Below are 22,548 nucleotides of genomic sequence, written 5' to 3' on the forward strand. Positions count from 1 at the left end.
TCCTCACGGAACCTCAGCGCGAGTCGCCCGAGCCTCGCCGCCTGCGCGACGAGCCGAAGGACGGGGGAGCGGGGGTGGCAAATCAGGCGCCCCCCTTGCAACCACCGCCTCTCCCCGCCACAGCAACGCCATGCCGTTCGAGATAGCCAGCAGCGCAATTGCGACGATGACGGTGGCGGCCCGCGATGCCTGCCCCGACGAGGCGTGCGGCCTCCTGCTTGGCTGGGACACCCGCGTGGAAACCGCCGTTCGCACCGCCAATGTCGCCGCCGACCCGGCGCGCCATTTCGAGATCGATCCCGCCGCCCTCATCGCCGCGCACAAGGCGGCGCGGGCTGGCGGGCCGGACGTTCTCGGCTATTTTCACACGCATCCCAACGGCCTTGCCCGCCCGTCATCCACCGACGCAGCCAGCGCCGCGCACGATGGCAAGGTCTGGGCGATTGCCGCGCCGGTCCGCGACGGATCGTGGGCAATTACGTGTTGGCACGATGGCCCGAACGGGTTCGAAGCGCTTTCCTATGCGGTCATCGCTGGCTAAGGCTGTAAGGCATCAACCCGTTTGCTCGCACAGAGCCCCTTGCGCAGACCACTGATCCAAAAAGGCCTTCCATCAGAACATGACAGCACCTGCTTCCGCGCTCGATCTCGCCAGCCTGCTCTGCTCGCGCCTTTGCCATGACATGCTCAGCCCGGTAGGCGCGCTTTCAAACGGTCTCGAACTCCTCGTCGAGGAGAAGGACCCCGAAATGCGCCAGCGCTGCTTCGAACTGCTCGAACAGAGCGCGAAGGCATCGGCAGACAAGCTCAAGTTCTTCCGCCTCGCCTTCGGTGCGGCCGGCGGCTTCGGCGATTCCGTGCCGGTGAACGAGGCGCGCGCCCTGATCGATGCGCTGGCCGGCAGCAACGGGCGTGTCGCGGTGAACTGGATGTTCGGCGTCGATGCCTTGGCCAAGCCCGCGGTGAAGACCCTGCTCAACCTCGCCCTGATCGGGCTCGACGCGCTGGTCCGCGGCGGCACGCTCGATATCGGTGCAGAAGTGAACGGCGGCGCGATCGAGATCGTCGTGCGCGCCGCCGGGCAGCGCGTGGCGTTTGATCCGGCGGTCGGTCAGGCGCTTGAAGGCACGTTGGCTGCAAGCGAACTGTCCAGCAAGACGGCGCCCGCCGCGATGGTCCAGCAGCTTGCCGCCTCGGTCGGCGGCGGGGTGCAGGTCCACGTCACGGCGGAAAGCCTGGTCATGGGCGCAGTGCTCCCGGCAGCCTGATCCATGATGCGCCGCTGGCTCGTCCATCGCGAGGTGCCATCGCCGAACTGGAACGAGCGCAAGCTGCCGGTCACCATGGTGGTGCTGCACTATACCGGCATGGAGACCGCACAGGCGGCGCTTGATCGGCTCTGCGATCCGGCAGCGGAAGTCTCGGCGCACTACATGATCGACGAGGACGGCACCGTCACCGGCCTGGTGGACGAGGACAAGCGCGCCTGGCACGCCGGGCGGTCCTCCTGGCGCGGGATCACCGATATAAACTCGGCGAGCGTCGGGATCGAACTGGTAAATCCCGGCCACGAATTCGGCTACCGCCCCTTCCCCGACGCCCAGATCGAGGCGCTGCTGCCGCTGCTCGCCGATATCGTCAAGCGGCACAACGTGCCCCGCGCCAACGTTGTCGGCCATTCCGACGTCGCCCCGGCGCGCAAGGAAGATCCGGGCGAGTTGTTCCCGTGGGAATTGCTCGCTCGGCACCGCCTCTGCCTGCCCACACCCAAGCTCTCGATGCGGCTGCTCTACGACAACGAGGCTGCGTTCTTCCTCGCCCTCGAACGCTTCGGCTATGACATTTCCGATCAGGAAGCCGCAGTGCGCGCCTTCCAGCGGCGCTGGCGGCCACACCGGATCGATGGGCAGGTCGATGGCCAGATCGGCGCATTGCTGTTCGAACTCCTGTTGGAACGCGATCTCGGTCATGCTAGGTGACCGCTCGCCAGGGGGCCGGGCAGCCGCGTGATCGCAAGATCCCGAGGAAAGTCCGGGCTCCACGAAACAAGGGTGGCGGGTAACGCCCGCCGGGCCTGACACCGCAAGGTGGAAGGTCAAGGGAAAGTGCCACAGAGAGCAGACCGCTAGTCCGCAAGGACGAGTAAGGGTGAAAGGGTGCGGCAAGAGCGCACCGCGCGACCGGCAACGGAAGCGGCACGGCAAACCCCACCCGGAGCAAGATCGAATAGGGACTGCGCGCTCTTCGGAGCAGGCTTGTTTCGGGCCAGCAGTCCGGGTTGATTGCTTGAGCGTTCCGGCAACGGTCCGCCTAGAGGAATGGCTGCCAGCGGCGATACGGTCCACTTGTGGGATACCGTCGGCGCTACAGAACCCGGCTTACAGGCCCCCTGGCGCTTCGATGGTTTCCTACAGCGCTGCAAGTTGTTAGGACGTGTCCATGTCCGGCGGCCATCATCACCATCACGATCATCATGGGCATGGGCACGGGCATGACCACCATGGCCATGGCCATTCCCACGCTCCCGCCAACTTCGGCCGGGCCTTTGCCGTCGGCATCACGCTGAACCTCGGCTTTGTCGTGGTCGAGGCGGTCTACGGCGTGATTGCCGGTTCGATGGCGCTGGTGGCAGATGCCGGACACAACCTGTCCGACGTGCTCGGCCTCGTCATCGCCTGGACCGCCAGCGTGCTGGCAGCGCGGCCGCCCTCGGCCCGCTTCACCTATGGCTTCAAGTCCAGCTCGATCCTGGCCGCCCTCGGCAATGCCGCGTTCCTGCTGGTCGCGCTGGGCGCCATCCTGGTCGAGACGATCCGTCGGCTGATAGAGCCCGAGCCGGTTGCGGGTGGTCCGGTCATGGCGGTAGCCGCCGTCGGCATCGTGATCAACACCGTCACGGCGCTGATGTTCATGCGAGGGCGCAAGCACGATATCAACATCCGCGGCGCCTACCTGCACATGGCTGCAGACGCTGCGGTTTCGGCCGGCGTCGTTGTCGCAGGCCTGCTGATCACGCTGACAGGTGCGCAATGGATCGATCCGGTCACCAGCCTTGTCATTGTCGGCATCATCGCCGCAGGCACATGGGGGCTGCTCAAGGATTCGCTGCGCATGGGCCTGCACGCCGTTCCGCCCGGAATCGACGAGCAGAAAGTGCGGCACTTCCTCAACTCGCTGAGCGGGGTCGAGGCGGTGCACGATCTGCACATCTGGCCGATGAGCACGACCGAGACCGCGCTGACCGCGCACCTCGTGATGCCGGGCGGCCATCCGGGTGACAGCTTCCTCCACCAGCTCGCGCATGAACTGGACCATGATTTCGGCATTGGCCACGCAACCGTCCAGGTCGAGACGATCGATGGCCACGAATGCGCGCTGTTGCACGATAACGTGGTGTAAACAGCCCCATCGTGCATCCCTCAATGTCCCAAGAGACAGGTCGCAGGGCACGGCACAGAGGGCCATATTGGCATCCGGAGACGTTCCGATCGGGGCAGACTTACCCCTCCGCCCCGGTTCCTCCCTTGATCCCCGGCTACTCGTTCCCTTCGGCCGGGGGTACCAATTCTTCAGGCGCGCTGCCCCACGCAGCGCGCCTATTTTTTGCCAATTACACTTCGTAATCAAGCACATGCACCATGGGCCATGTGGAATCGCCCCGGGCAGCTACCACCTCTGGTCGCGGAGGGGCGGGCCGGCAGCCTCAGATCTTGCGCCGGATACAGCCACGTTTCGACCAAGGAGTTACCGATGAGCTCGAAGTTCCTGATCGCGGCCCTCGCCGCTACTGCCGCCACTGCAGCACCCGCGTTGGTCACGCCTGCCTTCGCCAACCACCATGAAGAGACCAAGATGGTCGGCGGCGCCGCAATGTACCCCTCGAAGACCATCGTCGAGAACGCGGTGAACTCGGCCGATCACACCACGCTTGTCGCCGCGGTCAAGGCCGCCGGCCTCGTCGATACGCTGAATGGCACCGGTCCGTTCACCGTCTTCGCTCCCACCAACGCTGCCTTCGCCAAGCTGCCTGCAGGCACTGTCGACACCCTGCTCAAGCCCGAAAGCAAGGCCGCGCTGACCAAGGTCCTGACCTATCACGTCGTGGCGGGCAAGGTGACGGCGGCGCAGCTCGTCGCCAAGATCAAGGCCGATGGCGGCAAGACCGAACTCACCACCGTCGCGGGCGGCAAGCTCACGGCCTCGCTGATGGGCGATACCGTCATGCTCACCGACGAAAAGGGCGGCATGGCCCACGTGACGCAAGCCGATGTGATGCAGAAGAACGGCGTGATCCATGTGACCGACGCGGTCTCGCTGCCGAACTGATCTTGCTTGCCCCTTCCAAACAGGGGGGCAGTGGCCAACAAAAAGGGCGGGTGCCTCTCGGTACCCGCCCTCTTTCATGTTCAGTCGAAGCCGGAAATCAGGCCGCTTCTTCCTTGCCCTTGTGGACGCGGATCGGTTCCTTGCGACCTTCGACGACGTCCTTGTCGACCACGACCTCGTTGATGTCGGTCTCGGTCGGCACGTCGAACATGGTGTCGAGCAGCAGGCCTTCGACGATCGAGCGAAGCCCGCGCGCGCCGGTCTTGCGTTCGATGGCCTTCTTGGCGATCGCTTCCAGGGCGTCGTCGGTGAAGGTCAGCGTCACGTCTTCCAGCTCGAACAGCTTGGCGTACTGCTTGATCAGCGCGTTCTTCGGCTCCTTGAGGATCTTGACCAGCGCCTCGATGTCGAGGTCGTTCAGGGTCGCGATCACGGGCAGGCGGCCGACGAATTCGGGGATCAGGCCGAACTTGAGGAGATCCTCAGGTTCCGACTTCTGGAGCAGTTCGCCCACGCGGCGCTTTTCGGGATCGGCAACGTGCGCGCCGAAGCCAATCGAGCGCTTCTGCAGGCGGTCGGCAATGATCTTGTCGAGGCCCGCAAAGGCGCCGCCGCAGATGAACAGGATGTTCGTGGTGTCGACCTGCAGGAACTCCTGCTGCGGATGCTTGCGCCCGCCCTGCGGGGGAACCGAGGCGGTGGTGCCTTCCATCAGCTTGAGCAGCGCCTGCTGCACGCCTTCGCCCGAAACGTCGCGCGTGATCGATGGATTCTCGGCCTTGCGGCTGATCTTGTCGATCTCGTCGATGTAGACGATACCGTGCTGCGCCTTCTCGACGTTGTAGTCGGACGCCTGCAGCAGCTTGAGGATGATGTTCTCCACGTCCTCGCCCACGTAACCGGCTTCGGTCAGCGTGGTGGCATCGGCCATGGTGAAGGGCACGTCGAAGGTCTTGGCAAGCGTCTGTGCCAGCAGCGTCTTGCCCGAACCGGTCGGGCCGACGAGCAGGATGTTCGACTTCGACAGTTCAACATCGCCGCCCTTGCCGCTGTGCTTGAGGCGCTTGTAGTGGTTGTGGACGGCCACCGAGAGCACGCGCTTGGCGCGGTCCTGGCCGATCACGTAGTCGTTCAGAGTCTCGAAGATGTCGCGCGGGGTTGGTACGCCGCCATCCTTCTTGCCGGCGATGCCGGCCTTGGTCTCTTCACGGATGATGTCGTTGCACAGTTCGACGCATTCATCGCAGATGAACACGGTCGGCCCGGCGATGAGCTTGCGCACTTCGTGCTGCGATTTGCCGCAGAAGCTGCAGTAGAGGGTGCTCTTGGTATCCGATCCGGAAAGCTTGGTCATTCGTCCATCCCAGGCGCCTCTCCACGAGAGGCGGGCCCGATCATCCTACTACCGCAAGGGCATTAATCAACCGGACTCGATTACAGTAACGTGATCCTAAGGGGCAAAGCCTTTCGCTGGGCTTAAGGCCTTGACCCTCAGGGTTATTCCTTATGCGGGTGCGCCGCCCGAACCTTCTTCGCCGCCGACCGAATCGGTCACCGGACGCGACTCGAACACCTTGTCGACGAGCCCGAAGTTCTTCGCTTCCTCGGCTTCGAGGAAGGTGTCGCGGTCCATCGCCTTCTCGATCTCGTCGAGCGAGCGGCCGGTGAACTTGACGTAAAGGTCGTTCATGCGCTTGCGGATGCGCAGGATCTCGCGCGCCTGGATCTCGATGTCCGAGGCCATGCCGCGTGCGCCGCCCGAAGGCTGGTGGACCATGATGCGCGCGTTGGGCAGCGCAATGCGCATGCCCGGCTCACCGGCAGCAAGCAGGAACGAGCCCATCGACGCAGCCTGGCCGATGCACACGGTCGACACGCGGGGGCGGATGTATTGCATGGTGTCGTAGATCGCGAGACCTGCCGTCACCACGCCGCCCGGCGAGTTGATGTACATCGAGATGTCCTTCGACGGATTTTCCGATTCGAGGAACAGGAGCTGGGCGATGATCACCGAGGCCATGTGGTCCTCGACTTCGCCGGTCACGAAGATGATGCGTTCGCGCAGCAGGCGCGAATAGATGTCGAAGCTGCGTTCGCCGCGGCTCGATTGTTCGACCACGACCGGGATCAGCGCGCCGGTGACGGGATCGGTGGTGAATTTGCCTTGCGCACTCGATGCGCCGAACAGGTCGAGCATGGAAATCCTCATATGGTTAGGCTTCGCTATGTCGCGTGCCACGGCGCGATGTTCAAGGGCGTTAACCGCGAATCCGGGGATTTGCGGGTCGAAAGCCGGTTTGGTGACACGCCCGAAGGTGCTGCCGCCATCAAGGCGCTTGCAAGTGCGGCGGGCCGTGCGCAGCATCGGGCGGAGATTCTGGCATGGGGTCGGCTTGATGAAATTGCTGTTTCTTTGCTCTGCCATGGCCGCTGCTGCACTACCTTCATGCGGCGCGGCGCAGAGTGTGTCCGATTACCTGGCACGGATCGCGGCGGTCGACGACGCCGGGCCGCAGCTGAATGCGGTGCTGGCGATCAACCCCGATGCGGCGAAGGAGGAGGCTGCCGCCAGGAAGGTCAAGGGACCGCTTGCGGGCAAGGCGGTGCTGATCAAGGACAATATCGAGGTCGCAGGCCCGATGGCTACGACCGCCGGAAGCCTGGCCCTGAAAGACAACGTCACCGGCCGCGACGCTCCGCTTGTCGCAAGGCTGCGCAAGGCGGGAGCGGTGATCCTGGGCAAGACCAACCTTTCGGAATGGGCCAACATCCGCTCGTCCTCGTCGTCCAGCGGCTGGAGCGCGATCGGAGGACAGACGAAGAACCCCCACGCGATCGACCGGAGCCCATGCGGATCGTCATCAGGCAGCGGCTCGGCGGTGGCCGCGGGCCTTGCCTGGGCAGCCATCGGCACCGAGACCGACGGGTCGATCACCTGCCCGGCCTCGGTCAATGGCATCGTCGGTTTCAAGCCCACTGTCGGCATGGTCAGCCGCACCCATGTCGTTCCGATCAGCCACAGCCAGGACACGGCGGGACCGATGACCCGCAGCGTCGCCGATGCCGCGCGGCTGATGAATGCGCTCGCCGGGACCGACCCCGCCGATAGCGCCACCGCCGAGGCCGACAAGCGCAAGGCAGACTTCACCGCAGGCCTCGCCACCGCCAGCCTCAAAGGCGTCCGCATCGGCGTGCTGCGCAAGCAGGCGGGCAACCACCCTGCCCTGCTTGCCCTGTTCGACAAGGCGCTGACCGACCTGACGGCGGCGGGCGCGGAGCTGGTCGAGATCGCGTTCGAACCCTCGCCCGAGATGGGCCGCGACGAGTTCACCGTGCTGCTCTACGAATTGCGCGAGGACATGGGCGCCTACCTGCGCTCCCTGCCCGCCAAGCAGGGGCCGAAGTCGCTTGCCGACCTGATCGCCTTCAACAAGGCGCATCCAGAGGAACTGCGCTGGTTCGGGCAGGACGTTTTCGAGCAGGCCGAAGCGACGACCGACCAGATCGGCTATACCGCCGCACGCGCCAATTCGCTCAAGCTCGCCGGGGCCGAAGGCATCGACAGGCTGCTGCGCGAGAACAAGGTGACCTTCCTTGTCGCGCCGACCGAGGGCCCGGCCTGGCCGATCGACCTGGTGCTGGGCGATCACTTCGTTGGCGTGGGCGCCGGCAATCTCTCGGCCATCGCGGGATATCCGCATCTGTCCGTGCCGATGGGCGCGGTAGAGGGCCTGCCCATCGGCCTTTCGATCATGGGCGCGAAGTGGGACGACAAGCGCGTATTGGAAGCGGGCGCTGCCTACGAACGCGCCCGGACCGCCGCAGTGCCTGTCCCCTCGTTCAAGCGCTGGGGGGAGTAAGGTCCCTAGGGTCAGGACCCATTACTCGCACCTTCGAGGTTTGAGGCAAAATAGCTCAGCGCAAGGCGGATGGGCGCGGGAATAGTGGTTCTATTTCAAGCCCATCCAACGTAGCGATGGGCCATTTTGGTCAAATACCTGCGGGACGCTGGAATGGCTTCCATCTCGAACGGAAATCCGCTTGGAAAGGCAACCAGCCTTCCCGGCGCGCATTTCCGCCCGATATGTTCGCCATTCCGGCGCCTCGAAGGTGTGAGTAATGGGTCCTGACCCTAGCCGCCGCGGGACCGGCGGAAGCCTGCTGCCTGGGCCTCTTCCTCGGTGCAGAAGAGCCGCTCGGGCCGGGTCCCGTCATAGTACTTCATGCCGGGCAGGTAATAGATGTACTCGCCATTGCGCTGGCTGACATTGCCCTTGATCGCGCAGCCGAAGGCATTGCGATAGACCTGGGCCCCGCTGGCCCGCGTCGATCGCGCAACCCCTTGCGCCCTCTGGCTGGCGCTTGCCGCAATACGGGCCTGAGGATGGGCCTTCCTCCAGTCTGATGGCCGATCGAATGTGCCCGCCCAGATGCCGGCCTTCGCGGTCTTCACGGCCTGTTCCACTTCCAGATAGGGCGCGTCGCCGGGGCTGTTTTCAATGGCAACGGCAAACCCGGCGGCGACCATGGCTTCGGACAGGTCCCGTTCGTCAATCATGCACTGGCCAACCGCGAGGCCTTGCGCGTTCTGCGCCCGGACGCTGCATTTCACCTCACCCGTCTGCAACAGTAGGCCAAGATGACGCTTCGCATCTGCGCCGCAGTCCCAGTTTGTGCCGCCGCGCGCGCATTTTTGGCCGAGTTCGGGCGCGTCGATGCCGAACAGGCGGATACGCTGGCCGGTCATGTCGATCGTGTCGCCATCGAGCGCCGTGGCATTGCCGCTGATGATCTGCGCGGCAGCGGGAAGCGGGGGCATGGCAAGCAGCAAGGCAATGAAGACGCGCAAAGGGAATTTCCTGACCGGGGCAGGCCATTCCTTCGCGCAAGCAAAGTTAGGATTTGGTTTGCGCCTGAATTTGCGCCTGTGACTGCAGGGCTTCGAGGGCTTCGAATTGCGATTGCAGCGCGCGCTGGCGGGCATTGGCGCGAGCGAGGCTGCTGCGTTTCTGCGCGGTGTCCCTGCGCATCCTTCGCCAGGCCGCCAGGCTGTGGAACCACTGCGAGATGACTTCCAAAAGGCCGCTGCCGCGCGGACGCATGGGGGCGTGCGAGCGCGGCAGCGGGGTGGGTTCGGCCACGGTTGCGGAGGCTGTGGCCGAATGGCGTTGAGGCAGTGCTTCGGGAACTTCGGGCTCCAGCGCGAGCGCGCGGTCGAGCAGGTCGATCGTGGTCATGGCAGCGGGAGCCTCCGTGGACGGCAGCGCAGCGGTTGCTGCAGCCGAAGCTCGCTTCGCGGGGGCCCTGGTCCGATTTGCGGGTTTCTTGCGGCTGGCCTTGCGGGCGGTGGTGGGGCGGCGCTTTGCGCTCTTCCCCTTGGCGACCTTGCGGGGCTTCTTCGATGAGGGCGTGGCTGGCGCTTCCGGCCACGGGATGCTGGCGATCACCGCGCCGCGCGGTGCTGGCAGGATAAGGTGATCGGGAAAGGCTGGCGGATTGGCCTGGCGCAGCAGGAAGGAAGGCTCACGCAGCGAGACTGCCGACGCTTTGGAGCGAGGCGCTTTCCCCCTGATGGACGCGCGGGGCGGACGTGGACGCGAGGCAACACGATTGCGAACGGTGTGCATGGCAGTTCCCCCAGACGAGGTTCCTTGCCGATGGATGCTGGCACAATGCGACTCGGGTGCGAACGGGAGATGGATCGGAAACCGAATGGTCTGCACTTTTCCTAACGAATTACGCATTCAAGCGGCGCGCAATTACGTAGCGGATGGCCAAAAACGCCAACGGCCCGGCGTGCTGATGCGCGCCGGGCCGTCCGAAATCCGGCTCTTGCGAACCGGATCAATCCGAAATGGAGATCAGCCTTCGGCCTTCTTCTTCGGTGCAGCCTTCTTCTTCGGAGCAGGCGCTTCTTCAGCGGCGGCTTCGGCAGCAGGGGCTTCCTCGGCAGCCTTCTTCTTGGGAGCGGCCTTCTTCTTCGGCGCTTCGGCTTCAGCTTCAGCAGGAGCAGCAGCTTCCTCGGCCGGAGCTTCGTCCTTGGCAGCCTTCTTCTTGGCCGGAGCCTTCTTGGCGGCCTTGGCCGGAGCGGCGGCAGCGCCTTCCTCGGCCTCGATCGCGGCCTGCAGCTCTTCCTTGGTCACTTCGCGCTCGGTGACTTCGGCCTTGTCGAACAGGAAGTCGACGACCTTGTCCTCATAGAGCGGCGCGCGCAGCTGGGCGGCGGCAAGCGGTTCCGAACGCACGTAGTCGACGAAGCGCTGGCGGTCCTGTTCGCGGTACTGCTGGGCAGCCTGGCGGATCAGCATTTCCATTTCTTGGGCAGAAACGGTCACGCCGTTGGCCTGGCCGATTTCCGACAGGAGCAGGCCGAGGCGCACGCGGCGTTCGGCGATCTTGCGGTAATCGTCCTTCTCGGCCTCGATTTCCTTCAGGGCCTCTTCAGGGTTCTCTTCGTTCTGGGCTTCCTGCTGAAGCTGGGCCCAGATCTGCTCGAACTCGGCATCGACCATCGAAGGCGGCACGGCGAAATCGTGACCGGCGGCAAGCTGATCGAGCAGCGCGCGCTTCATCTGGGTGCGGGTCAGGCCGGCAGTTTCCTGCTCCAGCTGGCCGCGCAGCAGGGTCTTCAATTGCTCGAGGCTTTCGAGGCCGAGCATCTTGGCGAATTCGTCGTTGGCTTCGAACTCACCGGGGTTCTTCACCGCCTTGACCTTGATGTCGAAGGTGGCTTCCTTGCCCTTGAGGTTTTCGGCCGGGTAGTCTTCCGGGAAGGTCACGGTGATGACGGTTTCGTCACCGGCCTTCACGCCGACGAGCTGTTCCTCGAAGCCGGGGATGAAGCGGCCAGCGCCGAGTTCCAGCGGGGTGTCTTCAGCCGCGCCGCCTTCGAAGGCAACGCCATCGACCTTGCCGAGGAAGTCGATGATGATCTGGTCGCCGTCCTTGGCCTTCGCGCCCTTCTTGGCGTCGGTGAAGGACTTCTGGCCAGCGCCGATGCGGGCAACGGCTTCGTCGACTTCGGCTTCGGTGACGGGAACGGTCAGCTTTTCAAGCTTCAGGCCATCGAGCGAGGGCGCTTCGATCTGGGGCAGGACTTCCAGCTCGACGGTCAGTTCGGCGTCCTTGCCTTCGTCATAGCCTTCGCCGAGCGAGACGGCGGGCTGCATCGCGGGGCGCAGCTTGTTGTCGGCAACCAGCTTGTCCATCGCTTCGCGGATGGTGGTCTGCAGCGCTTCCTGGTGGAGCGCCGGGCCGTGCATCTTGCGGACGAGGTTGGCGGGCACCTTGCCGGGGCGGAAGCCGGGCATGCGCACCTGCGGCGCGATCTTCTTGACCTCACCTTCGACCCGGGCGGCGATGTCGGCCGCGGGGATGGTGACGGTGTAGGCGCGCTTCAGGCCCTCGTTGGTGGTTTCGACGATCTGCATCCTGATCCAACTTTCATGTATGTCACGCGCTTGCGCGGGAAAAGCTGACTCGGACGCCGGCGCGCGGACTGGTGCGGGCGAAGGGACTCGAACCCCCACATCTTGCGATACTGGAACCTAAATCCAGCGCGTCTACCAGTTCCGCCACGCCCGCATCCGGCGAAAAGCGAGCGGTGCCCCTATCGCAGTGGCCGGAAAAGGGCAAGCGCCTTGGAATTACGGCTCGGAACAGTGTATGACGGCCTGAGTTGGGGAAGAAAGCGCAAACCTTTCAAGGAGCCGCACGATGGCCACGACCCCCGATTCCCCGCAGCCAGACCGAATCGAACCCCAGTCCCCGCCCGAAAGCCCGCCGGTGACCGAACCGGACGGCGTGCCGCCCGTCATCCAGCCCGATGAAGCGCCGGTGGTCGAGCCGGATCAGGTTCAGCCGGGCGCGCCGCAGGAAGTGCCAGCGGCACCGGATTGATTTGTAGCATCTTCTTCCTCGTCATCCCGGGCTTGACCCGGGATCCCGCTTCTTTTTGAAGGGGTTGCGCGGAAGAAAAGCGGCCCCTCGGGTCAAGCCCGGGGCGATGCCGTTTTTGTGCTTCAATTCAACTCCGCGGATCGGCGGGGCAGGATGATCCGTGGCAATCAGCTTTCAGGAAACGGCAACTCCAAACCGTGCTCCTTAAGGACTTTGACGTAGAGTCTTACCCGATGCTCTAGCTGATCAACCAGTTCCTTCAGATCGTACCAATGATCTGAATCCGGTTCCGCACCCGAGAGTGCACCCAATGCCATGCTGTACATATTGTTGAGGGAGTCCCCCTGAATCAGCATTCCCGGAAACTTACGGTCAGGATGCCGCATGACCGCTGCATTGGTTGCATCAGAGTAAATCTCAACTGACATCGTACGCATCTTTACCCCCGTAACTGACTAAGGTCGCTCAGGCCTACGCTACCAACCTCGTCAGCATCGCAATCACACCAAAGTGAGACTGCTGCGGCTGAATTCTAGCGCCCGCGCCATCATCCCCCCCACACTCCAGACAATAAGCCCTGATCCCGCCGCCTTCCATCAGGCGCATCACGTCCGCCTGCATCCGCGCCATAAGGCCCTGCTGTTGCGCCGCCAGCGCGCCCGCCAGATCGTGTGCCCGTGCCTCGGGCGCTTCGCCGGTTTCCATCTGGCGGAGGAGCTGGGCGAAGGGGCTGGGTTCGTCTTCGATGTAGGCGGCGTGGAAGGTTTCGGCCTTGGCCTGTTTGGCGACCCACGCCACCGCATCGTCGAGGCCGCCGAACTGGTCGACGAGGCCGAGCTGGCGGGCGGTGCCCCCGTCCCAGATGCGCCCCTGCGCGATTCTGTCGATGTCGGCCGATGACTTGCCGCGCGCCTTGGCGACGAGGCCGAGGAAGCGGCTGTAGGTCTGTTCGACCTGACCCTGCAACAGCGCCTCCACCTGCGGGCTGAGGCCGCCCAGCAGGTCGGGCTGGCCCGAAAGCGGGGTGGTGCGGATCGAATCGGTGGTTACGCCATATTGCGGCAGAGTCTGTTCGAGCGTGGGCAGCACGGCAAAAACGCCGATCGAGCCGGTGATCGTGCTGGGCTCGGCAAAGATGCGCTGGGCGGGCGTGGAGACCCAGTACCCGCCACTGGCGGCAAGGCTGCCCATCGAGACGGCGACCGGCAGGCCCTTGGCCTTCACCCGCTCCACCGCCGCGCGGATGCGTTCGGACGCCATGACCGAGCCGCCCGGCGAATCGACGCGCAGGACGAGGCCAGCATAGTCATCGCTCTGCGCCACGCCGTCGACCAGATCGGCAATGCGATCGCCGCCCGCGGTGCCGGGGCCGGCATCGCCATCGACGATTTCGCCCGCGACGGTGACGACGGCGACGGCCCTGCCCTGCTTCGAGACGGGCTTGTCAGCCAGATAGACCAGGAGTTCGGTGGCCTTGAAGGCGCCAAGCCCGGCGTCTTCGTCTGCGCCGGCAATCTCGGCCACGCGCTTTCCGAAAGCCACGCGGTCACCGATCTTGTCGACAAGGCCGGACTTGAGCGCGGCTTGTGCAGCGTCGTTTCCATTGTCGCGCACCCACTTGGCCGGGTCGGTGGTGGCGAGGGTCAGGTCGGCCTTGGGGCGGGCCTTCTTCACCTCGTCCTGCCAGTTCTGCCACAGCGTGCCATAGACTGCCTGCATCGCCTCGCGCGCTTCGGGCGACATTTCGGCGCGGATGTAGGGCTCCACCGCGCTCTTGTAGGTGCCGACCTTGAAGACGTGGACGTTGGCTTTCAGCTTGTCGATCAGGCCCTTGTAGAACAGCAGCGTGCCGCCGGGGCCGCTGATGGCAACGCCGCCCATGGGATCGACCCACGCTTCGGACGAATGCGCGGCCAGTTGCATCGCATCGTCGGTGTAGATCAGCGCGCGGACGAGCACGGGCTTCTTTGCCGCGCGCACCTTGTCCATCGCTGCGCCGATCTGGCTGAGGTGGACGGCCGAGCCGCCGCCGAAGGCTTCGAGATCGAGCACGACGGCCTTGATGCGCTTGTCGTCTGCCGCAGCGGCAATGGCGCGCGAGACGTCGCGGGCGGTGTATTCCGGTTCGGGCGTCTGGCCTGACAGCAATTGCGTGGGCGAAATCTCGCTCGCTTCTTCCACCACGCGGCCTTCGAGCGGCAGGTAGAGCGCACCTTCGCGGACCATGCCGGGAGCGGGCCGCAGCGTGAGGACGGTGTAAAGGCCTGCGAAGAAAAGCAGCAGGAACAGCAGGACGAGACCGTCCTTGATGGCGACGAGGATCTTCCAGACCGATTTGGCAAAGCTCATGGGGCGCAGACTATTGTGGACGGGCGCGCTTTGCCAGCGGGAAACGGCTTGAGAATGGTGGGCCTGCCCTCTAGGGAACTGGCTTTAATGCAAAGCTCAACCAAACCCCAAGCGGACCGCTATCCAGCGGGCGGCCTCGCCTACCCGCACCGTGACCTGACCGGCATCGGCCAGCTCGCGCGCCACGAGATTCTCTACCTCCTCGACGAGGCGGAGCAATGGGTGGAGCTGAACCGGCAGCCGAAGAAGAAGACCGATCTGCTGAACGGTCTGACGATCATCAACGCCTTCTTCGAGAACTCCACCCGGACGCTCCTGAGCTTCGAGATCGCGGGCAAGCGGCTGGGCGCGGACGTGGTCAACATGCACGCCGCCACCAGCAGCGTGAAAAAGGGCGAGACGCTGATCGACACGGCGATGACGCTCAACGCCATGCGCGCCGATGCCATCGTGATCCGCCATGCGAGTTCCGGCGCGGTGCGGCTGATTGCCGAGAAGGTCGATTGCCCGGTGCTCAACGCAGGCGACGGGCAGCACGAACACCCGACGCAGGCGCTATTGGATGCGCTGACGATGCGCCACGCGCTGGGGCTGCCGGTGGGGTCAGACCTCAACGGGCTGAAGGTGACTATCTGCGGGGATATCCTGCACAGCCGCGTGGCGCGATCCAACATCCTGAGCCTGACGGCGCTGGGCGCGGACGTGCGGGTCTGCGCGCCGCCCGCGCTGATGCCGGCCGAGGTCGAGGCGATGGGAGTGACGCCGTTCCACGATTTCGATGCGGCATTGAAGGGCGCCAACATCGTGATGATGCTGCGCCTGCAGCAGGAGCGCATGAGCGGGCAGTTCATCCCCTCGCCCCGCGAATACCGCCATCTTTACGGGCTTACGCCGGAGCGGCTGGCCAAGGCCGAGCCCGATGCCTTCGTGATGCATCCGGGTCCGATGAACCGCGGGATCGAGATCGATTCGACCGTGGCCGACCACCCAACGCGCAGCCTGATCACGCGGCAGGTGGAAATGGGCGTGGCGATCCGCATGGCCTGCCTTGAAGTGCTGACCCGCCGGACGCGCGGCGTGCCGGGCTGGGATGCGCAAGGAGCAGCAGCATGATCGCGCGGCCTTTGACGATCACCGGCGGGAAGCTGGTGCTGGGCGCAGGCGAGCCTGTTGCCGGAGCCGTGCGCTGCGAGGGCGGGCGCATCGTGGCGCTGGGCGATGTGACGCCGCAGGACGGCGACGACGTCTTCGACGCGGGCAGCAAGCTGATCGCGCCGGGCCTCGTTGATCTGGGCGTTTTTGCCATCGACAAGCCCGCGTTCCACTTCGGCGGGATCACCCGGGCGGCGCTGATGCCCGACCAGGGGCCGCCGCTCGACCATCCGGCGCGGGTGCGCTTCGCGGCACAGTCTGGCAAGCCGGACATGTGGGTTCACCCGCTGGCGGCGGCGACGCGCGGGCTTGAAGGCAGCGAGCTGGCCGAACTGGCGCTGATGCGCGATGCGGGCGCGAAGGCCGTGGCGACCGGGCGCGGCTGGATCGCGGATTCGGGCGTGATGCTTCGGTTGCTGCGCTATTGCGCGATGCTGGGGCTGGTGGTGGTGACGCATGCCGAGGATGCCGGGATCACCGGCAGCGCCGTGGCGACGGCAGGCGACGTGGCGACGCGTCTGGGCCTGCCAAGCGCGCCAGCGGAGGCCGAAGCACTGGCCGTGGCGCGCGACATCGCGCTGGCCGAGATTTCCGGCGCGCATGTCCATTTCCGGCAGGTGACGACCGCGCGGGCGCTCGATCTGGTGCGCGCAGCCAAGGCGCGTGGGGTGAAGGTGACGGCGGGGGTTACGCCGGCGCACTTCATCCTGTCTGACCTCGAACTCGTCGGGTTTCGCACCTTCTGCCGGATGTCCCCGCCGCTGCGGCAGGATGCGGACCGCAAGGCGGTGATCGCGGCGATCGGCGACGGCACGATCGACGTGATCTCATCCGGCCACGATCCGCGCGGGCCGGAGGACAAGCGCTTGCCCTTTGCCGATGCGGAACCGGGCATGGCCGGGGCCGAAACGCTGCTGCCGCTGACGCTCACGCTCGTCCGCGATGGCGTGATCACGATGGCCCGCGCATTCGAACTGCTCTGCGCCAACCCGGCGCGGCTGCTGGGCGTGGAGGCCGGGCGGCTTGAGGTGGGCACGGAAGCGGACATCGCGGTGGTCGATCCTGCCCGGCCGTGGATCGTCAATTCCGACAAGATGGCAGCGGCCGCCGGGAACACCCCGTTCGATCGCAGGCCCGTGGAAGGCCGCGTGACCGCGCTGTTCAAGGGCGGCGCGCGGATCGACTGATACGGCAAGGGCGCGGAACCTTTCGGTACCGCGCCCCCCGCCCGCTCTCACACGGTAACTTTAGAGCACTTCCCGACCAATCGGGCTCACCGTGACGGAGCCGATTTTGGCCGAGCGCGAGGATCGAGGAGGGAGCCCCTCGGACAGCGTCGCCTTGCTTGGACGGGCAACCAGCCCGCCCTGCACAAGGCTCCTTGCCGAGAAGCTCCCTGCGACAATCACGGTAAGCCCGATTGGTCGGATAGTGCTCTAGAAACTCAGCGCTTGGCCATGCGGCTTTCGGTCGGGCGCTGCGGGCCGGGCATCGCTGCACCGCTGCCACGCATGACAAGGCACACGCCGCCGCGCGATTTGACCGACCCGCACATGCTGCTCGCTGAAGCCTGTCCGCCAAAGCCGGCAGCCTGCACGCGCCAGAACGCCTTGCCATTGACCGAGACCTTGGTGGTCATGTTCGTGAAGCCCTTCAGTTCGGGATTGCGCGCGGTGTAATGGCGCCAGGCGCGGCGGGCACCCTCCGGCGTCGAGAAGGAGCCGAGCTGGACCAGATGGGTGCCAGCCTTTGCCGGGGCCGCGACGGGCTTTGCAGCCGGCACCTTCTTGCGCGCCGGAACGGCGGCGGGGCGGGCGTAAGGCTGCGACGCAGCCGGTTGCGAAGCAGGCAGGTCAATCAGGGCAAGCTGCGCCTGCTGCGATTGCGACGAGGAATCGGCGAGCGAAGGGGCTGGTGATTCAGGCTCTGTTGCAGGCAGTTCCTTGATCGCAGCTTCGGCCAGTGCCGGAGCGGCGGCAGGTTCCGCGCGGGTGGCGGCTTCTGCGGCCAGCTGTTCGGTCGCCGGGAAGTTTGCCAGCGCCAGCGCCTGCGGCTGGCCAGCGTCCCCCCGCAGCGGCACGCCGAGCAGACCGGCCACGCGATCGCGGGTGCGTTCGGAATAGCCCATGAGCGCCCACTGCTCCATGCGGTCGCCAAGCTCGCTGGCAGGCACGTCCTGCGCGGCCATGGTGCGCGCTTCGCGCCACTGGCCGGCCAGCGCATAGGCAAGCGCGAGGTTCTGCCGAACCTTGGGCGTGTTCTCACCACCGCGCAGGGCCTGGGCAAGCACTTGTGCCCCCTGCTGCGGCTGGCCGGCGAGCGCCAGCGCGAGGCCGTAGTCCGAAGCGGCAATGCTGTCGCGGTAGGAATTGAGCGTGTCGATCGCCTCGGCATGGCGGCCAAGGGCAATGTCGGCGAGCGCGAGGCTGAGCGCGGTGCGGCTCGAGTCTTCGCCAAGCTCCATTGAATCGTCATAGGCCTGACGCGCGGATTCAAAGCGCCCGGCCTTGAGGTAGGCATTGCCGAGCAGCACGCGGTAGGCGGCGTTGCGCGGATCGGCGAGGACAGCCTTCTCGGCATTGTCGATCGCGGCCGTCGTGGTGCCCTTGGCCAGTGCGGCTTGGGCCGACGATGCGTACTTGTCGGGGTGGGCGCCGCCGCTGGCACAGCCGGTCAGGACGCCGGCGGCCAGCGCGGTGGACATCACCAGGCGGGCGGCGCGGTTGGGTGCGAATGCGGTGATCATGTCCATGGTCCCCTCAGGCGTCAGTTGCGCGTCACGGCGCGGCGGGCGAGGTCTTCAAGCCCGGGAAGTTCGGCCAGGAAGCGGTCGAGCGCCTCGGTCACCAGTTCCTGCGCGCTGCGATCTTCGAGCGTGCAGGCCAGGCGAAGGCGCATGTGGCGGTAGTTATCGAGGCGTAGCGTGAAAGCGGCCTTGCGGCCTTCCTGCAGTGCGGACCGGACCGACTTGCCGCCCTTCAGGCGATTGCGGACGATCTTGATCGAAGCTGCCGAGGCAAATTCGTTCGACGGCGCAGGCTTCTCGAAGGCGGCGACCTTTTCGGCCAGCGCTTCGATCTGCTGGACGACCACGGGCTGCTCCACCTGAGCCGGAGCGGCGACTTCGGCGATGTCTTCGCCAAGGTCATTCCAGCCGAGATCGTCCTGCGAGAGGAAGCGGCTCTGCTCATCGTAGCTGATGGCCAGTTGCGGGCGCATCGCCGGACGGGCAGCCCCCTTGCGGGCAAGCAGGCTGGGCGAAAGCGAGGCGAGAGGCTTGGCGGCACTCATGGGCGGCGCCTCCTCAGGAACCGACGACGCGGCGGCCGAAGCCACCCATCGGGCGCGGCGCGCCTGCCATCGGGATGGCAGCGGCCTGCTGCGGCACGGCAAAGACGGTGCGGCGGAAGTTCTTTTCGAGTCGCTCGGAAATGTAGGTCCACAATGCAGCCACTTCCGCCGCCGACTTGCCGCCGGGATCGCATTCCATGACGGTGCGGCCATCGATCATCGAGGCAGCAAAATCGGTGCGATGATGCAGCGTCACCGGGGCTACCGTGCCGTGCTGCGAAAGCGCCACGGCGGCTTCCGAGGTGATGCGCGCCTTGGGCGTGGCGGCGTTGACCACGAAGATCAGCGGCTTGCCGGCGCGATCGCACAGGTCAACCGTGGCACCGACCGCGCGCAGGTCGTGCGGGCTTGGACGGGTCGGCACGACGATCAGTTCGGCGACCGAGATCACCGACTGGATGGCCATGGTGATGGCCGGCGGGGTATCGATGACCGCAAGCTTGAAGCCCTGCTGGCGCAGAATCACGAGATCGGAAGCGAGGCGGGCAACAGTCGTCTGGGCAAAGGCCGGAAATTCGGCCTCGCGCTCGTTCCACCAATCGGAAAGGGAGCCTTGGGGGTCGATGTCGATCAGCACGACGGGCCCTGCTCCAGCGCGCTGGGCCTGGACGGCGAGGTGACCGGACAGCGTAGTCTTGCCCGATCCGCCTTTCTGCGATGCCAATGCCAGTACGCGCAAAGCCAAACCCCCTGATATTCGCACCTCGCAATGATGCAGGCGCACGCCACGTTCTCTTCGCGTCCGGATTCGCAGATCGGGCTGAAATTTCGGTTAACGTCGGTTCCATTCCGCGGATGGCCAATCGGCGACTTGCTACGGCCAGACGTCGGGGCCACTGCACTTTTCAGCCACAATCCGTTGCTAAGACTTCGCTAACGCCTCGTTGACTATACGGCTCGCGCAGCAAGTCCAGGATCGCAACTGGCACTGACCGAACGGGGTGGCTGCGGGTTGCAGGAACGATCGGGACAAGACTTTTTACTGGCATTCCACCGGGACGGACTTTGGCGACCATGAGAGACTTCAAGCGCAATTCCAGTCTGGCGATCACCGCTGCGGCGATGACGCTTGCCGCTGCTCCGGCACAGGCCGATACCAAGACGGGCGTCGAGGCGTGGTCGCGCGGGGAGCATGAAGCGGCGGTGAAGGAATGGCTCGGCCCTGCTGCCAAGGGCGATGCCGATGCGCAGTTCAACATGGGGCAGGCCTACAAGCTGGGCAAAGGGGTGCCGCAGGATCTGAAGCGCGCCGAAGCATGGTATCGCAAGGCCGCAGAGCAGGGCCATATCAAGGCGTCCGACACGCTGGGGCTGTTGCTGTTCCAGGACAACCGCAAGGCCGATGCCATGCCTTTCCTGCAGGCATCGGCCGAACGCGGCGAGCCGCGCGCGATGTACATCCTGGGCATTGCGCACTTCAATGGTGACACGGTGGGCAAGGACTGGGTTCGCGCCTATGCCCTGATGAGCCGGGCCTCGTCGAACGGGCTGGAACAGGCCACGCGGGCGCTGGCCATGATGGACAACATGGTTCCGCTCGAACAGCGCCAGCTTGGGGTATCGCTGGCGGCCGACCTTGAGCAGAAGGCACAGGCCAAGCGCGCGGAGCAGTTTGCGGCGGCCGATCTGGGTGCCAAGGCCATGCCGACCGCGCCGGTCCGTCCGAGCACCCCGACGAGCTCGCTGGAGAAGACAGAGGTGCCGCCATCGATCATTACCGCAGGCGCCGACTTTGCCAATCCGGTGCCGATGCCCGCCCCCAAGCGCGTGGTCGGCAGCAATACCCCGGCAGCAAAGCCGATCGTGAAGGCACCATCGGCTGCTGCGCAAATGGCGGAACTTCCGGCAGCAAAGCCGGTCGCACCCAAAGCGCCGAAGCCTGCTGCCGCTGCTCCTGTTCCCCCTGCCCCACAGGCCAAAGGCAACTGGCGCATCCAGCTGGGTGCATTCGGCGTGAAGTCCAATGCGGATGGGCTGTGGAGCAAGGTCAAGGCCCGACCCGAACTGGCAGGCCACGGCCGCATCGATCTTCCGTCCGGTTCGGTCACGCGCCTGCTTGCCGGGGGGTTTGCCGGTCAGGCCGAGGCAGACAGGGCTTGCGGCGCGCTCAAGGCTGGTGGCTTCACTTGCCTGGTGGTAAAGCCCTGATGGCTTGGACGAGGATATACCCCCTACCCGCATAGACGCGATCGATTTCCTGCGCGGCGTGGCCGTGCTGGGGATTCTGGCGATCAATGTCGCCGGGTTCTGGGGGCCCTCGCTCGCCACCTTCTCCCCGGCGATACCCAGAGCCGAGCCTGCCTCTTACGGCTGGTTCGCGTTTGCCTTCGTGGTGTTCGAGGGCAAGATGCGGGCGCTGTTCAGCATGCTGTTCGGGGCCAGCATGGTGCTGTTCGCGGATGCTGCCGAGCGCAAGGGTGTGGACCCTGACGTAGCGCAAATCCGGCGGCTGCTGTGGCTCGCGCTGTTCGGCTACCTGCACTTCGCGCTGCTGTGGTGGGGCGACATCCTGTTTCTCTACGCGGTGTGCGGCTTGGCTGCGCTGCTGCTGCGCCGGCTGGAGCCGCGACAGCTGGTACTGATCGCCCTGCCCTTCTACGTGCTGGTTCACGTTATCGAAGCGCTGACCGCCCTGCCCGGCGCGCTGACCGAGCAGGCAGTGCTGGCGGGCACTGCGTCCCAGCCCGACGTTGCCGGACATGCCGCGATGGTGGGGCGCATTGCCGCGTCGGTGGCAAAGGACACCGCTGTGCTGAACGCGGGGTTCCTCCAGGCAATCTGGCTCAAGCTGACCGACAACCCCCTCCAGCCCCTTACCACAACGCTTTCAACCTTCACCGAGACGGTGCCGCTGATGCTGCTGGGCATGGCGATGGTGCGCGGCGGGTTCTTCACGGGCTGGCCACGCCGGCGGCTGGCAATGCTGGCCGGGTCGGGCATTGTCATCGGTGGGGTCCCGACCGTTATTGCGGTGCGGTGGCTGGAAGGGCACGGCTGGCCGCCGCAGGCAATGTTTCTGGCGATCGAGGACGGCATGGCCCTGCCGCACCTGCTGATGGCACTGGGCTATGCCGCCTTGCTGGTTCTGATCTTCCCAACCGTGCGGCAGTGGCGGATCGGCAAGGCGCTGGCCGCCGCGGGGCGCTGTGCGTTCAGCAACTATCTCGGGACGACCGTGCTGATGACGGCGATCTTCTCGGGGTACGGCCTTGGCCTTGGGCCGGAGATGCCGCGCGCCTGGCTTCCGGCGTTCGTGCTGCTGGGCTGGGTGGCGATGCTGGCCTGGCCACAGTGGTGGCTGCGGCGCTTCGGGCAGGGTCCGCTGGAGCGGGCGTGGCGCCGACTGGCGCTTGGGGCGCGTTAACCAAGCTTGGTAATCTGCCAAATCCCCGCCGTCCCGCAGCGGGACGCGGGCGGATCGGGACTGGCACCCCCAAGCGTTAACGCCTATTCCTTAACGGGAAAGGAGTG

At 65.5% G+C, this 22,548-nt stretch carries 22 protein-coding genes, 1 tRNA gene and 1 other RNA gene; 13 read left to right on the top strand and 11 right to left on the bottom strand.

Annotation, left to right across the window (positions count from 1 at the left end; all coding sequences use genetic code 11):
* Window positions 1-130: 130 nt before the first annotated feature.
* The 6 genes from AX703_RS16960 to AX703_RS16985 all read left to right on the top strand — a co-directional run bounded on the left by AX703_RS16960 (window position 131) and on the right by AX703_RS16985 (window position 4,326).
* Window positions 131-541 carry a Mov34/MPN/PAD-1 family protein gene (locus AX703_RS16960; protein WP_062345788.1) on the top strand — a complete coding sequence of 137 codons (411 nt, stop codon included), beginning with the start codon at window positions 131-133 and terminating at the stop codon, window positions 539-541.
* A 79-nt stretch (window positions 542-620) separates the two neighbouring features.
* Window positions 621-1,268, top strand: a complete 648-nt coding sequence (locus tag AX703_RS16965) for a histidine phosphotransferase family protein (protein ID WP_039336109.1) — start codon at window positions 621-623, stop codon at window positions 1,266-1,268.
* A 6-nt stretch (window positions 1,269-1,274) separates the two neighbouring features.
* Window positions 1,275-1,979, top strand: coding sequence for an N-acetylmuramoyl-L-alanine amidase (locus AX703_RS16970; protein WP_039336291.1), 705 nt, complete (start codon window positions 1,275-1,277; stop codon window positions 1,977-1,979).
* A gap of 7 nt (window positions 1,980-1,986) precedes the next feature.
* Window positions 1,987-2,397, top strand: an RNA gene (gene rnpB / locus AX703_RS16975) — RNase P RNA component class A.
* 42 nt (window positions 2,398-2,439) lie between these two features.
* Window positions 2,440-3,399, top strand: a complete 960-nt coding sequence (locus tag AX703_RS16980) for a cation diffusion facilitator family transporter (protein ID WP_062345790.1) — start codon at window positions 2,440-2,442, stop codon at window positions 3,397-3,399.
* Window positions 3,400-3,750: 351 nt separating this feature from the next.
* Window positions 3,751-4,326: a fasciclin domain-containing protein gene (locus AX703_RS16985; protein WP_062345792.1), complete on the top strand. Its 576-nt coding sequence runs from the start codon at window positions 3,751-3,753 to the stop codon at window positions 4,324-4,326.
* A 97-nt stretch (window positions 4,327-4,423) separates the two neighbouring features.
* Here the strand turns inward: AX703_RS16985 and clpX are convergent, their stop codons facing one another.
* Both clpX and clpP read right to left on the bottom strand, forming a co-directional pair.
* On the bottom strand, window positions 4,424-5,680 hold the full coding sequence (gene clpX / locus AX703_RS16990) for an ATP-dependent Clp protease ATP-binding subunit ClpX (protein ID WP_039336115.1): 1,257 nt from the start codon (window positions 5,678-5,680) through the stop codon (window positions 4,424-4,426).
* 150 nt (window positions 5,681-5,830) lie between these two features.
* Entirely contained in the window at window positions 5,831-6,523 is a 693-nt protein-coding gene (gene clpP / locus AX703_RS16995) for an ATP-dependent Clp endopeptidase proteolytic subunit ClpP (protein ID WP_039336292.1), read from the bottom strand.
* 199 nt (window positions 6,524-6,722) lie between these two features.
* On the opposite strand from clpP, the gene AX703_RS17000 reads away from it, so the two are divergent.
* Window positions 6,723-8,186: an amidase gene (locus AX703_RS17000; RefSeq protein WP_062345794.1), complete on the top strand. Its 1,464-nt coding sequence runs from the start codon at window positions 6,723-6,725 to the stop codon at window positions 8,184-8,186.
* Window positions 8,187-8,458: 272 nt separating this feature from the next.
* Here the strand turns inward: AX703_RS17000 and AX703_RS17005 are convergent, their stop codons facing one another.
* Both AX703_RS17005 and AX703_RS27505 read right to left on the bottom strand, forming a co-directional pair.
* Window positions 8,459-9,145 carry a thermonuclease family protein gene (locus tag AX703_RS17005; RefSeq protein ID WP_231735588.1) on the bottom strand — a complete coding sequence of 229 codons (687 nt, stop codon included), beginning with the start codon at window positions 9,143-9,145 and terminating at the stop codon, window positions 8,459-8,461.
* A gap of 76 nt (window positions 9,146-9,221) precedes the next feature.
* Window positions 9,222-9,563 (bottom strand): hypothetical protein, encoded by a 342-nt coding sequence (locus tag AX703_RS27505; protein WP_156452107.1) that lies wholly within the window; start codon window positions 9,561-9,563, stop codon window positions 9,222-9,224.
* A gap of 16 nt (window positions 9,564-9,579) precedes the next feature.
* Between AX703_RS27505 and AX703_RS27510 the strand changes: the two genes are divergently transcribed.
* Window positions 9,580-9,804, top strand: coding sequence for a hypothetical protein (locus AX703_RS27510; protein WP_156452108.1), 225 nt, complete (start codon window positions 9,580-9,582; stop codon window positions 9,802-9,804).
* A gap of 383 nt (window positions 9,805-10,187) precedes the next feature.
* Here the strand turns inward: AX703_RS27510 and tig are convergent, their stop codons facing one another.
* Together tig and AX703_RS17020 are read right to left on the bottom strand one after the other, a co-directional pair.
* Entirely contained in the window at window positions 10,188-11,756 is a 1,569-nt protein-coding gene (tig, locus tag AX703_RS17015; protein ID WP_039336121.1) for a trigger factor, read from the bottom strand.
* Window positions 11,757-11,825: 69 nt separating this feature from the next.
* Window positions 11,826-11,910: transfer RNA gene (locus AX703_RS17020), tRNA-Leu, on the bottom strand.
* 132 nt (window positions 11,911-12,042) lie between these two features.
* On the opposite strand from AX703_RS17020, the gene AX703_RS17025 reads away from it, so the two are divergent.
* A complete protein-coding gene (locus tag AX703_RS17025; RefSeq protein ID WP_062345800.1) occupies window positions 12,043-12,225 on the top strand; it encodes a hypothetical protein in 183 nt (60 codons plus the stop codon).
* A 167-nt stretch (window positions 12,226-12,392) separates the two neighbouring features.
* Here the strand turns inward: AX703_RS17025 and AX703_RS17030 are convergent, their stop codons facing one another.
* A complete protein-coding gene (locus AX703_RS17030; RefSeq protein WP_156452109.1) occupies window positions 12,393-12,653 on the bottom strand; it encodes a hypothetical protein in 261 nt (86 codons plus the stop codon).
* A 43-nt stretch (window positions 12,654-12,696) separates the two neighbouring features.
* Window positions 12,697-14,574 (bottom strand): signal peptide peptidase SppA, encoded by a 1,878-nt coding sequence (gene sppA / locus AX703_RS17035; protein WP_062345804.1) that lies wholly within the window; start codon window positions 14,572-14,574, stop codon window positions 12,697-12,699.
* Window positions 14,575-14,661: 87 nt separating this feature from the next.
* Between sppA and AX703_RS17040 the strand changes: the two genes are divergently transcribed.
* Window positions 14,662-15,687 carry an aspartate carbamoyltransferase catalytic subunit gene (locus AX703_RS17040; RefSeq protein WP_062345806.1) on the top strand — a complete coding sequence of 342 codons (1,026 nt, stop codon included), beginning with the start codon at window positions 14,662-14,664 and terminating at the stop codon, window positions 15,685-15,687.
* Window positions 15,684-16,913 carry a dihydroorotase family protein gene (locus tag AX703_RS17045; protein ID WP_062345809.1) on the top strand — a complete coding sequence of 410 codons (1,230 nt, stop codon included), beginning with the start codon at window positions 15,684-15,686 and terminating at the stop codon, window positions 16,911-16,913. Before AX703_RS17040 ends, AX703_RS17045 begins: the two co-directional genes overlap by 4 nt.
* A gap of 257 nt (window positions 16,914-17,170) precedes the next feature.
* Here the strand turns inward: AX703_RS17045 and AX703_RS17050 are convergent, their stop codons facing one another.
* From AX703_RS17050 to AX703_RS17060, 3 genes are read right to left on the bottom strand one after another with little or no spacing between them, the layout of a single operon-like run.
* Window positions 17,171-18,472, bottom strand: a complete 1,302-nt coding sequence (locus AX703_RS17050; protein ID WP_062345811.1) for an SPOR domain-containing protein — start codon at window positions 18,470-18,472, stop codon at window positions 17,171-17,173.
* A gap of 20 nt (window positions 18,473-18,492) precedes the next feature.
* Entirely contained in the window at window positions 18,493-19,017 is a 525-nt protein-coding gene (locus AX703_RS17055) for a hypothetical protein (RefSeq protein WP_062345894.1), read from the bottom strand.
* A 13-nt stretch (window positions 19,018-19,030) separates the two neighbouring features.
* Entirely contained in the window at window positions 19,031-19,756 is a 726-nt protein-coding gene (locus AX703_RS17060; RefSeq protein WP_062345813.1) for a ParA family protein, read from the bottom strand.
* 335 nt (window positions 19,757-20,091) lie between these two features.
* Between AX703_RS17060 and AX703_RS17065 the strand changes: the two genes are divergently transcribed.
* Together AX703_RS17065 and AX703_RS17070 are read left to right on the top strand one after the other, a co-directional pair.
* Window positions 20,092-21,225 (top strand): SPOR domain-containing protein, encoded by a 1,134-nt coding sequence (locus tag AX703_RS17065; protein ID WP_062345816.1) that lies wholly within the window; start codon window positions 20,092-20,094, stop codon window positions 21,223-21,225.
* 4 nt (window positions 21,226-21,229) lie between these two features.
* Entirely contained in the window at window positions 21,230-22,441 is a 1,212-nt protein-coding gene (locus AX703_RS17070; RefSeq protein WP_082734665.1) for a DUF418 domain-containing protein, read from the top strand.
* The last annotated feature ends 107 nt before the right edge of the window (window positions 22,442-22,548 follow it).

The sequence above is a fragment of the Novosphingobium sp. CCH12-A3 genome (assembly GCF_001556015.1).
GTDB lineage: Bacteria > Pseudomonadota > Alphaproteobacteria > Sphingomonadales > Sphingomonadaceae > Novosphingobium > Novosphingobium subterraneum.